At 41.6% G+C, this 11,946-nt stretch carries 14 protein-coding genes and 1 pseudogene; 5 read left to right on the top strand and 10 right to left on the bottom strand.

Going from position 1 to position 11,946, the window contains the following annotated elements; all coding sequences use genetic code 11:
* Positions 1-179: 179 nt before the first annotated feature.
* From AB4138_RS06025 to AB4138_RS05985, 9 genes are all read right to left on the bottom strand, one after another.
* Positions 180-407 (bottom strand): hypothetical protein, encoded by a 228-nt coding sequence (locus AB4138_RS06025; RefSeq protein ID WP_133151372.1) that lies wholly within the window; start codon positions 405-407, stop codon positions 180-182.
* A gap of 9 nt (positions 408-416) precedes the next feature.
* A complete protein-coding gene (locus tag AB4138_RS06020) occupies positions 417-1,091 on the bottom strand; it encodes an HNH endonuclease (protein WP_372305289.1) in 675 nt (224 codons plus the stop codon).
* Between the two features lie 46 nt (positions 1,092-1,137).
* Entirely contained in the window at positions 1,138-2,880 is a 1,743-nt protein-coding gene (locus tag AB4138_RS06015; protein WP_372124817.1) for a metallophosphoesterase, read from the bottom strand.
* Between the two features lie 278 nt (positions 2,881-3,158).
* Positions 3,159-4,292, bottom strand: coding sequence for a PcfJ domain-containing protein (locus AB4138_RS06010; protein WP_372124816.1), 1,134 nt, complete (start codon positions 4,290-4,292; stop codon positions 3,159-3,161).
* A 50-nt stretch (positions 4,293-4,342) separates the two neighbouring features.
* Positions 4,343-5,314 carry a hypothetical protein gene (locus tag AB4138_RS06005; protein ID WP_372112797.1) on the bottom strand — a complete coding sequence of 324 codons (972 nt, stop codon included), beginning with the start codon at positions 5,312-5,314 and terminating at the stop codon, positions 4,343-4,345.
* A 135-nt stretch (positions 5,315-5,449) separates the two neighbouring features.
* Complete coding sequence (locus tag AB4138_RS06000) at positions 5,450-5,740, bottom strand: hypothetical protein (RefSeq protein WP_017070426.1); 291 nt, start codon at positions 5,738-5,740, stop codon at positions 5,450-5,452.
* A gap of 138 nt (positions 5,741-5,878) precedes the next feature.
* A complete protein-coding gene (locus AB4138_RS05995) occupies positions 5,879-6,190 on the bottom strand; it encodes a hypothetical protein (RefSeq protein WP_108020462.1) in 312 nt (103 codons plus the stop codon).
* The gene (locus AB4138_RS05990; RefSeq protein ID WP_372122244.1) at positions 6,187-7,407 is read right to left on the bottom strand and encodes an Arm DNA-binding domain-containing protein; all 1,221 of its coding nucleotides are present in this window, start codon (positions 7,405-7,407) and stop codon (positions 6,187-6,189) included. Before AB4138_RS05990 ends, AB4138_RS05995 begins: the two co-directional genes overlap by 4 nt.
* Positions 7,400-7,636, bottom strand: coding sequence for a hypothetical protein (locus AB4138_RS05985; RefSeq protein WP_017070423.1), 237 nt, complete (start codon positions 7,634-7,636; stop codon positions 7,400-7,402). Before AB4138_RS05985 ends, AB4138_RS05990 begins: the two co-directional genes overlap by 8 nt.
* Positions 7,637-7,747: 111 nt before the next feature.
* On the opposite strand from AB4138_RS05985, the gene AB4138_RS05980 reads away from it, so the two are divergent.
* The 5 genes and pseudogenes from AB4138_RS05980 to AB4138_RS05960 all read left to right on the top strand — a co-directional run bounded on the left by AB4138_RS05980 (position 7,748) and on the right by AB4138_RS05960 (position 11,287).
* Positions 7,748-7,969 (top strand): helix-turn-helix domain-containing protein, encoded by a 222-nt coding sequence (locus AB4138_RS05980; RefSeq protein ID WP_372084396.1) that lies wholly within the window; start codon positions 7,748-7,750, stop codon positions 7,967-7,969.
* 378 nt (positions 7,970-8,347) lie between these two features.
* Positions 8,348-8,497 carry a hypothetical protein gene (locus tag AB4138_RS05975; RefSeq protein ID WP_372128303.1) on the top strand — a complete coding sequence of 50 codons (150 nt, stop codon included), beginning with the start codon at positions 8,348-8,350 and terminating at the stop codon, positions 8,495-8,497.
* Between the two features lie 148 nt (positions 8,498-8,645).
* Positions 8,646-10,117, top strand: a pseudogene (gene ltrA / locus AB4138_RS05970) (group II intron reverse transcriptase/maturase).
* A 274-nt stretch (positions 10,118-10,391) separates the two neighbouring features.
* The gene (locus tag AB4138_RS05965; protein WP_258185320.1) at positions 10,392-10,637 is read left to right on the top strand and encodes a hypothetical protein; all 246 of its coding nucleotides are present in this window, start codon (positions 10,392-10,394) and stop codon (positions 10,635-10,637) included.
* 5 nt (positions 10,638-10,642) lie between these two features.
* Positions 10,643-11,287: a hypothetical protein gene (locus AB4138_RS05960; RefSeq protein ID WP_372122249.1), complete on the top strand. Its 645-nt coding sequence runs from the start codon at positions 10,643-10,645 to the stop codon at positions 11,285-11,287.
* Positions 11,288-11,318: 31 nt separating this feature from the next.
* Here AB4138_RS05960 and AB4138_RS05955 read toward each other — a convergent pair.
* Positions 11,319-11,946, bottom strand: a 628-nt coding sequence (locus AB4138_RS05955) for an IS5 family transposase (protein ID WP_372128341.1), incomplete at its 5' end; no start/stop codon positions are given.

Below are 11,946 nucleotides of genomic sequence, written 5' to 3'. Positions count from 1 at the left end.
TGCAGCAAAAGTCGGAAATAGTGCCAGTTATTTGTAAGTCTTTACACGAGTGGGGATCACCACGACATCAAGGTTATGCTCTTAAATAGAGCAAAGCCTGATTGTTTGTACATGATAGATACCTTTCATTGACGAGAGGTATTCTAATTGAAGCGCGTAAATGATAGCGACTTATAAGCTTACATCTCATACCAATATAGCCATTCAACGAAGCTATTAAATGTCATCTCTTTGTGTCTAATAGAACCATCATCTAGCACTTTAATATTTTCTTCAATGCAGCCATTGCACTTCACAATGATAGTCTTGCCTCTTAGGGTCGCTTCATAGCTTTTCTTACCTGTAACGAGACATTCGTCATTGTTAAAATGTGCGATAATTCGTTGAACTATTTCATTTTCCATCATTTTACTCCCTTAATTCAGAATTGAGCGTAAGCCGTCAACACTCAGAGGATTTGTTCCTCGATGTAAAATTGAATGGCAGTTTGAACAGACTGGGATTAAGTCTTTAACTGGATCTACCTTGTAGCTTTTAGCGATGGTATTAAGGGGCTTGATATGATGAACTTCAATGAACCCCGACCCATGAGGTCCGTACTTTTTCGCAAAGTCGAAACTGCAAATCTGGCATCTTGTACCGTAATATTCGATACATGCTTTTCTTGCCTTTGGATCCCTTTCATATTTATTAACAGTGACTTGTTTAACAGCTCCTTCAACATACTCCTGTGACTCTTGTGTATTGATTTCACCACTGATCGAAGAATCATCAGCTTGTTTAAGACCCCAATAAATTTTATCAACCTGATTCTGTGCGCTGACATCTGTTAACTTACCTAAACCTTCCGGTGTAATTTCTCGCACAATGATGTAGTAGCCTGAATCTGGGTTCCCCCCATTAGGGTTAAGACCAATCATTTCTACTGGTGTACCAGCGTACGTTTCAAATTTGTGCCCAATAGAAAAATTGTACTCAAACAGATCACCATCATTGTCTCTAACCACGTTGAGCGTTCGATTATTAACTTCGGTAAATGTGTAGGTTGGTTTCTGGCCATGTTTACTGGCTTTTCTTGTATATTTAGTCATTTAGAACTCATCGGTTTGGAGTAACTGTAAAAATATCGAATAATTATCAGAACAAACTATCAAAATCGCCTTCACTTTGTTGTGATAATAGCTCTGACCATTTTTCTACCAATTTGTACGCTGTTTTTGTGCAGTAATCTGCGCCATCTTCTCGCTCAACACCAATAACATGCTGCTCAGTTAACAGTAAATAAGCCGCGAGTTGCTGAAGATTGCCTGTTTGTGCCAACCGATTAACATCAGGCTCGTATTGCGAATACTCATCCGCCAAATCTTCATCCACCTCATCAGGGTCATAAACCCCAATTGGGTCCCATTCGGTTAGCAGCACTTCACTCACTGTTTGAGAAAAGCCATTGTCAGCTTTTGCTGCCGGTAGCGTGGCTAACATCGCGTTTAGCAGTTGAGTAATACCGTTGCTAACCACCTCAGCACAGTTCAGTTCATTCGCATACGCAAAGCCATGCGATCCGATTAACTCGTTGGGTGACTCGTCCCAACCGGGCAGATAAGCGTGATAGCCCACCAATGGGTTCTCTTCCTTCGCGGCGTTATAATCAACGCACACGACACTCTCGCTCACAGGTTGCGGAAACGGTGTCAGGGGGAGTGTGTAGTGGCCGACGATGACAGGAAACAAAGGTGGCGTGTTGTAAGCCATTGCACCACACTCAACGGGCGTATCGGGGATGGATGTTTTTTGAGCAGCTGGAACCACCGCCAATTCTCGATAGCTATCTACTGCGTACTCGTCTTTCCACCAAGCAACACGAATGTCGTTACGCTCAATGCCATTCTTATCTGCAAAGCTAATGCCTTGTGGCAAATGTGCTTCTGGCCCTTTAAGCAGAGTTTCAATTAGACCAAACAGTTCGTGATTACGATTAAAAGCCTCTTCCCAATGTTCTGATTTTAGTGAACGGTCTGGATTAAGGTACTGCTCTAAGCGTGCGATGCTCTCTTCGTGCCAGCAGGCATGAATAGCACGAATATCGCCACAATTAAGATACAAAGGCAGGGTCATAAACCACTCGACCCAATGTTGATGTAATGGCGAGTCTTCACCAACCTGCGCGAGAAAATGCGCGTGTTGTTTTTGATTGCCTGCTTTACTGCGATCGCGAAGGTGCTTTCCGTCAGCGCCCTTTAGGTACCAACCCACCGCATTAAACTCGTGGTTGCCTAGTAAGCAAAGCGCTTGTTTATTGTCGACTAAGTTTTTAACCGTATTCAGCGTCGCGATATGATCGGTTGCTGAATTTGGGCTGTTATCAACTAAATCCCCAATGAAGACAATGGTGGTATTAGAGTCATCACTCTGTTCTGGTAGCCCTTGGCTGTCGAGCAAAGTGGTTAATTTATCTTGCTGAGCATGAAGATCGCCAATAAAAAACACGCTTTCCAAATGATGCTGTTGCTTAAACTGTAACCCTTGCTCTAGCTGCAGACAGCGCTGCTCAAGCATTGGCCGCATCACCTCTTGCCAATAACGTATATCAAGTAGCCCACCCGACATACCACCTTGATTAAGAGACTCGATATAGATGTCATTGCTGTCGTTTGCTCGCCATCCGACTAGTCCTGCTTCACTCGATGCAAGCCTTGCTTGCTCAAGTAGTGTCACAACGTAATCATCCACCCATTTAAGTAAGCCTACGGTGGTGTAGCGGTCGCTATTGGCGATTAACTCGACGGGTAAGATGGACCATAATGCGCTGTTACCACGCAGGCCGTATTGGTTTAATTCACTGAACAGAGTGGTAATATATTTGCTTTCAATTGAGGCCAATGAGTGCTCCTACTGCTGACGCTGTTTATTGATGATTATCGAATGGTGAGTGGGTTATTGAATCGCCCGCTGGCTATTGGGCGATTTTATCCTCGCAATATTGCCAACTCGTGACTCCTCGCTATGTAGCGTTTATATCGGTACTGCTGCATAAGATTCATGAAGGTTCCTTGTCACGATTTATTGGACTGCTACGATATACGATATTACGTTTTGATTATGTGACCCGTTTACCTAAAATAAAATGTGTGGGATATTGGTAAGCTTACAAAAAACAATCAATTTATCTTGGCTTTTCTTGCTGATTCAAGCCAATCAAATATAACTTTACGGGTACTTTCGGTTGCTAGTTTATTTCGAGCGCCAGCAATTTGATCGATTTCAAAGGGAAATGATTTGCCGGGAAGAATACTAACCCCAATGGTCATTCGCTCAGGTTGAAAAAGTCTAAATACAGCATACCGACCTTGAGCAATACGGTTATGATAAACAGCGATACAATGGCGCATCTCAGCGCCTTCCTTGCATAGGTCATCATAATCTTGGATCTGCTCTATCTTGTCTGTCTTACAAAGGTAGCGCATATAGGGTATATTGGCGTCAATGGGCCTCATAGACTGTGTTCGAGCTAAGTTATGTCTTTGCACCCAATCATCATGCAACGCAACCAAAGCCTCATTGTTTTCAAGGCGAACAATGTTTTGCATTGGCTCTTGTACTCCCAACGCTTGACCAAGTCGCAATGAATCTTCGATGCATAACGTTAGTTTTAGTCGCGTTGTGTAGCCGGTGTTCTCCAATGATTGACCTAGACGTGTACCTGTCAGAAATGGATGTGTATTGTCTAATGATAAGCTAGAGAAGTTGATTTTTTTGTAATGACTGAACCTCTTATAATGGCAAGTTCTGGCATCAAGGAGCTTCATCACGTGGAAGATTTCCCCCGCACGTTCATACGTCAAATCTAACTTATCGATAAATCTTAACGCAGACTTGGTGCCTGCAAGTCCAAGTTGCTCTAGGATCTTTCTTTGTCCCTGATTTGCTAGTCCTAGAGCCTGTTCATTATCAACAGGGTAATGCTCACAGAGCATCGCTAGAATAATCGGTCGGACATTTAGTATCTCTCTAGCGTTGACACTATTAGCTGCAAGCCAGAGCATTTGGTACTGGTGATCTGGAAAAATTTCACTCTGAGCTAACAACGGTTTAGGAACGGCAGATAACCACCCATCTCTGGTCGCCTCATTACAGATAAAATCTAGACCAATACCAATACCTCCCTCAATCATATCTTGTCTACCATCTGGATAGTTGCGATAAGCCGTTAAGCGATCGCTCCAATGACAAATAACGATATCAAAGTTATATCCTATTGAACTAGTAGGTATAGTTGCTAAAGAAGTTTTCATATTATTCAAACACCAAACTGTTAAACGATAGCGGGTTAATTTTTTTCACCTTAAGCGGCCTCTAAACGAGAAATGATGGCTTCTAAAGGCAGGTCTTTTTCACGGATTAACTCAACAACGGCTTCAATATCTTGTTCGCGGTTCAAAGCTAACGCATAGTTTAAGTCATCAATGAGTGTTAGTGCCTGCGCTTTGGTCAGATTTCGTAGCAAACTCACTCGATTATCCGCTGACATTGTCATCAACTCTAAGGCGGAATCTTTGGTTTGTTTAGCTGAATGAGCAATGTTCTGCTTTTTTGCTTCTTTAGAAGTGGTTAGGCTTTCTTCTTTCTCCCTCTCTCTCGACGGAGAATCTATGCTCACGACAGTCGTAGCTCGAAACTCTCGAACATCAGACTCGTTCATCACGGTTTCTGCAGGTAAAGGTTCAAGACTCTTCTGGTTACACTTGTTTTTATTAACGAGAAGTTCAGCGTAATAAGCCATTGTTGGCAGCATGAAATTTAAATGCTTTAGAATTGCTTGCTCAAGCTCTTTCATTTCATTTCGCTTTATGTAAACACCGTCTTTACGAGCCTGTAGTGCGAATGAGATAGAATGTTTTACCGCATCTAAGCGATTCGAGTTGATATCCTCTAACTCATGAGTCTCTAAAACACGAGTTTCTTCTTGAGACTTCAAAACAGGCAAGCGTGTGCGCAGCGATTTGATGCACCCCTGTATTAGCTTATCGTTAGATACCACTATCGGATTTGGTAATTGAGGAGTCGGTTTGCAATCATCCTCTTCAACTTTACTCGCTCTAATTTCACGCTTGACTTCAGCCATGAAATTATTAATGGATTTAAAATCAGATGGCGTCGACCCAGTAAAAATAGGCTTAGGCACACCATCAATAAGTACTTTTAAGTGATTTGTTTGGGTTCTTTCATAAGTGAAAGGCGTATCGGTACCAAGTTGGTCATTTAAGAACTTGATTACACGCTTTTGGTATTTGCTGTAGCTAGATAGTTTGCACATGATAGGCCTCTCAAACTAAGTCGTTTCGTTGAGAAGCATAATATTTGAAAGGGGTTTCGAAATGAGGTTTATAAGCTTGTGAAAAACGTATCTACCAAGATGAGGTTCATGAATGTAGCTAAAGCGAAGCCTTAGTTAGCTTTGATTATCGTGGTATTCAATGTCCACTTTCATAACTAAACCTTTTACCATCGCATCCCATAACGCAGGAGCATATGTTTTAAGAATAACTACAGCTGAGTTTCGCTGATTACTGGAATCAGAGGCTCTATCAATTTCCAACCATTCTTCAATAGAATATACGTCTGCACCTTGATAAAGCCAATCTCCAACGTTGCGTCGAATAGAGTCTTCAGTTCCGGTTTTTATATATATATGTCGACCTTCTCCTGTCGCTATATAATCGATCACTCCAACTTTAAGCATATTAATCCCTTTTAAATCTCATTTACTTTTTAGTAACAATCGAAACGAACATTCGTGCAGAAGTAACAATAATATTTTAGCCCCTAGATTCGAGCGAACATCGACGTTCTAGGAGCTATGAGCAATAAAGCTAAGCATTCAATTTACATATCGTTTTATTGACTTATCAATTGATGCTTCAATAACTTCAAGTACCCAATCAGAATCCCGCTTTAGAGGCTCATTCAAGCAGTGATGAAGCACCGTTACTACAACTTCCGCCACCTCACTCACAAACTTATGCTCTCTTACATAATGCATTGGGTGTAATGACGTTCTTTCTCTTACCAAACAATAGACTTCTTGATAGCTTTCATCGATATCCTGATGTGACATGGCTTTGAAATGTTGCCCTTGAATCACATCGAAGCACAAACTAGTGCAATGGATTGTCAAAGGAGAATACTTCATTTATCCCCTCCTAACCCACCACTATTAGCTTTTTTCAATAGACGTTCAAATGCACTTCCATCATTCCGCGTTAAATTAGGAACGAAACGGCTGTATGTCTGAAAAAGCATCTTGGTCGTCGTATGCCCCATTTGCCTAGCTATCCACTCAGGGGCTTCACCAGCGGCCAGCATCAGAGTGGCATAAGTATGACGCGTTTCGTACGGACGACGATACTTTAACCCCATCTCTTTTAGCGCAGGCTTCCAAATTCGATCTCGGACATTCCCTTTATCCAAAGGGTTCCCTGAAGCATTAGTAAAAACGAACTCTCCTTTCCCTGTTAACTTGAATTGCTTTTCCAAAGCCTCATAAACATGAGAGTTCATTTGAATATCTCTAGCAGAACCTGTCGTCTTAACTGTATCCATTCGCCCATGCACATAAGTTTCACGAACAGAAATTGTTTTCAAATTAAAATCTACGTATTGCCACTTCAAACCATCAATCTCTGAAGTCCGCATACCAGTGAAGAAGCGTGTGGTGAAATACGTCTTGTAGTCATCCCTAATTTTGTCGAGAAAATGCATTACTTCCTCAAGACTAAACGGCTGAACGTCTCTTTTATCAATTCTCAACGCTTTAATATTTTCAAAAGGAGTTCTAAATTCATAACGATCTGCAGCTTCTGACAGCATCATCCTTAATGGCGTCATCACGTGATTAATAAACTCTGCTGATAGTTTCTTACCCGATTTTGGTTTAGCTAATTCGGCTCTGAACTTCAAAATATCTGGCCTAGAGATCTGATCAATAGAAGTACTTCCAAAGTGTGGAACAAGGTATCTGTAAAGGTATAAACGAATACTCTCCTTATAGCTTTCTTTCCATCGACTCTCGTTTTCTTCATACCACTCAACGGCAAAGTCTTCTAATGAAATAAGAGAAGTACCTTGTGCTTCGTGTATTGCACTTTTATAACTTCCCAACATTTCCTGCTTTACCTTTTCGGCCTTACAGTCCTCCTCAAGAAATCGAACAGCTCTGCTTGAGCTTGGAAAGTAATCTCTATAGACGAAAGACCCCAGTCTTATGTCGGCATCTATCTGATTGAGCAGCTTTTGCAACTTCCTGGTATTTTGAATGGTATTAGGTAAGGCTGTCTGTTCTCTGCATCGGATATCGTTGTACCTAAAATCCAAAAATAGTTTTCCATTTCGTTCTCGTACTTTACCCATAACAGATACGCCCTCCTGCCATTGGAATTATATTTTGATTTCGAGATGCAGATTGATACAAATCCCGCTCAATAGCTTCCCAAATGTAGAGAATTTTGCGACCATTGAAAGGTCGGATGTAATGCTTACCTTCGATGAAAAGAGAGTCTCGCAATGTCGCGTTAATATAGTTGGCGCTAAATTTGATACGACTTGCGAGCTCTTTTGCAGTCAATAATGTTTGGTCCATAATGACCTCCTTATTTGCTAGCCAAGAATAACCTTCGTCCTGACAAGACAAACTATAGAGCCATTAATTCGTCCTATCAAGACGATTTATATACCAAATAATTATATAGAAATGATTAGATATAAGATTAAAGAATTACTAGAGATTAAATCGTTACGCGAAAAACGTAAGATTACTTTATCTGAAGTTGCCGAAGCCGTTGGAGTTCAAAGCTCCGCAATGTCAAAGCTTGCTAATAACAAAGGTTATACAACCACAACGACCACTTTGAATGAATTGTGTAAATTCTTCGAATGCAAGATCGAAGAGCTTATAGAGTACATACCAGAATAAGAGCCAGTTAGATACGTATCTAGATCATAGCGATCTCTCAACTATCCCACTTCAATTTCCCCTTCCAGATGATCTATTGTTTGGAACAAGGACTTTATCTTAGGTTAATAAGCCCTCTCCTAATAGTACAGTTACTGCTAGTTTATTGAGCAAAGCAAGTCGCTAGTTTAGTTTTGCCCGTGCGACCTGAAGTCGTATGAAGCGTTGTTCACCACGACAAGAGTGAACCATCTGTATCACCAGATGACCCTAAGATCCTGAATAAAGTAGCGGATCTGACAATGTAACGAAACTTGGCCGTTAGGCTGAGTGGGAACAAAATCGTGAGAGGATGTTCCTCCTGAAAACCACAATTCGGGTAAGTGCTAGGGAGTCAATATGATGAACGTATGTGAATCCATTAAAGGTGCGTCATATGATGAAGCAGCGGAAGTGGTTAATACGCTGTGGCCAAAACGGCAACGAGAGTCGGAAAGGAGTTGGGTAAGCCTGTATCGCTCCCTATGGGAAAGCCCTTGTGGCCGATAGTGATGCGGGTAAAGGAGGTCGGAGAAAGCGAAGGCTGCATTGTAACGATGCAGATACAGACTCGTGTCTGGTCACGAAAGTGAGCCCACTTCCGACTGGTCTTTCGTTGCGAGAGAGTTTGAAGAACTTTATTTAAGGAGAAACGCAAATGATGATTTCTAAAGAGATTAGTGCCTCTCCTGACAGTGCTCAATGGCAGTCTATCGACTGGAAACCTATTGAGTCGCATGTATTAAAGCTTCAGATGCGTATCGCAAAGGCAACTAGAGAAGGTAAACACGGTAAAGCGAAAGCCTTGCAGTGGATACTACTCATTCTCGCTCAGCCAAGCTTCTTGCAGTAAGGCGAGTATCTCAAAATAAAGGTAGTAAAACGTCTGGAATAGATGGTGTCATCTGGAACACAGATGCACGCCGCATAAAAGCAGTTAATCAATTGAGTCGAAAGGCGTACAAAGCCCAACCGCTCAAGCGTATCTACATCCCTAAAAAGAACGGCAAGCTCAGACCATTAGGCATTCCATGCATGATTGACAGAGCGCAACAAGCCCTCCATCTTCTTGCATTAGAGCCTATATCGGAAATGCTTGCTGACCCTAATAGTTATGGATTTAGGCCAAATCGCAGTACTGCCGATGCAGTTGGGCAGTGTTTCAAATGTTTGGCATTAAAGAAATCAGCTAAATGGGTACTTGAAGGGGATATTAAAGCTTGTTTCGACAAGATCGGCCATCAATGGCTTCTTGATAACATCGTTATTGATAAGAGAATGTTGGAACAATGGCTAAAATCTGGCTTTATGGACAAAGGTCTGTTTTATCGCACCGATGAGGGAACACCGCAAGGTGGGATAATATCACCAACCTTGATGCTAATGACTCTTGCTGGACTTGAGCAGCATATTAAGTCTACGGCCCTCAAAAAGGGTAGTAGAGCCAATTTCATTGGATACGCCGACGATTTCGTCGTCACCTGCGCTTCAAAGGAAGTGTTGGAGAACGATATCAAACCGTTGATCGCTGAATTTTTAGCGGAAAGAGGCTTAACATTATCCGAAGAGAAAACGCACATTACACACATCGATAACGGCTTTAACTTTCTAGGGTTCAATCACAGAAAGTACAAAGGGAAATTGCTCATTAAACCGAGTAAATCTAATACATTGCTGTTCTTGAGTAATCTGCGCGAACTCATCAAAAAGCATGCAACAACCTCTGTAAACGATCTTATCAAACTGATAAATCCGAAATTAAGGGGTTGGGCTAATTATTATCGCCATTGCGTGGCTAAACAGGTATTCGGATATGTAGGTCATAAGCTATTTCTTGCATTATGGTACTGGGCAGTGAGGCGTCATCCGACAAAATCCAAAACTTGGGTGGCCCTTAAATACTTCGTCAACCGAAAAGGCCAATGGCATTTTCATGGTTGGCAGAAGATCATGGATATGGATTGCCAGTTCAATCTCTTCCAAATAGCCAAAGTACCGATCGAGAGACATGTAAAAATCCGAAGTGCAGCGACACCATATGACCCTCAACACCAAGAATACTTGGCTAAGAGAAAGTCAAAAAGGCAAGCTCGCAACTCTTGGAAGGAGCCTACTCTCGCTGCTTTATAAGTTGCTGGGTATCAAACGATGCCTTCGTGAAGGCTTGAGCCTAGTGCAGTGAAAGTTGCACGCTGGGTTCTTAGGGGGACGGCACTTGGTAACAAGTGTCGTCTACCCGACCATTGTTTGCTGATTGAGAACTTAATGTAAAACTTTGTTTCTGTTCATTGATCTATTTTTTCTAATCCCGGACTATCTTCCTTAAATAAGTACTAAGTGCTCGAAAACAGCTCACAAATAGAGAGCTAGGATGCAGCTGTACAACGGATTATGAGGTTTGGATATGAATAATTTTGTTTGGAATGATTTTGGTACATTAACTTCCGCTAGAAAGTCTGGCTCTATAGTGCTTATCGAAAATAGTACTGGTGATGTTCGTAAGATGAGTATTAACAAGTATAAAGAGACTGCTATTGAAGTCTTTGAGAAAGCACAAACGCTTATTGGTCAGACGGTATCAATCCGAACGAGCCAAAACACAAGTGATTGGAGTACAAACGAATGGTTTAGCGAGATTGAAGCTCGATGAGCTCTATGGAAATAGAATTGATCGCAGCGATCGTTTTAGGGTCATTAATCGCACCTGCTATTTATGCCTTCAAATCACATAAAAAGGTCTCGAAGAAGTTAGAGGCAGCAGAAAAAGAGGTTCAGCGTTTACGGCTCTTATATCAGAAACAAAATGGAGAGGTTATCCCACTTAAAGAAAATCTCGAAAATAGTGAAAAGAGTATTGATTTACTTGGTCACGTTATCAGGCAAAAAGATCGAGAGTTACTGAAACTTAAAACAAGTGAGCGTAGCAATGCTTCTGTTGCAGTAAAAGTTTCACCTCAACCTAGCGTAAAAAGCAAATCCAAACCAATAGGAAAACCTCAAAGTACTGTTGTTAAACGGATGTTAGAGCGTATGGATGATATTGATAACGGTAAGAGCATCCGACGAAAAGCCAGCTATGTCCCTAGCCCGTTAGAATTTAACGAAGAACCAACGCCTAGAACTGTGCCAACTTACAACAAAAATGTCTGGATAGAAGTAGATGGCAAGCTTGTTCTACGCGACAAGTCAAAAGAGGCAGAGACTCGTAGGAGAGACTCAGTTCGGAGTTCTCAAACTGATTCAAATGAGAAGCCGAAAGAGAGATTAACGTATCACCCGTTTGCGGTGAATAGTGACTAGGGCGTGTTGATCTTTGCTGTACATTTCGCGTTCAACAATACATCGGTAGCCACATTAACATGAATGCCAGCGATAACATGCTGGCATAATTCCTTTCTAGCTTGTCATATCTACTTGAAATAGCTCGATAATGCTTAATTCTCCCAAAGGCATTTTCGACCAAGTGACGATACTTGTATAAACACCAATCCATACTGTCTTTGTCTATATCTTGTCCGTAATTGCGTTTAGCAATTACCGTTTCTCCGCCACGTTCCTTAACAAAAGTACGGAAAGGTTCGCTGTCATATCCTTTATCACAAACGATGGTATTAACTTCATCGAGTTGCTCAACTAAGCTTTCGGCATGCACTATATCGTGGCGTTGTCCCTCTGATAAATCAAAGCAAATCGGCAGGCCACCACTATCTACGGCTAAGTGAATTTTTGTTGAGTTGCCCCCGCGACTTTTTCCTATTTGCTCTGAACTTTCAGTAGCTGCACCTGTACTATGCTGATGTGCTCTAACTATAGAGCCATCAAGAAATACCCATTCAAAATCAGCCATGTTAGATAAACTTTTGAAAAGATTATCTAAAATCCCTTTCTTTGACCAAAGATTAAATCGTCTGTAAACGGTACTCCACTCTCCGAACTCAGAGGGTAGATCTCGCCAAGGA

The organism is Vibrio sp. 10N.286.52.C3, from assembly GCF_041468865.1.
Lineage (GTDB): Bacteria > Pseudomonadota > Gammaproteobacteria > Enterobacterales > Vibrionaceae > Vibrio > Vibrio crassostreae_C.
Note: the sequence above shows the minus strand (reverse complement) of the source record. Positions and strands in the feature narration are given on the sequence as shown.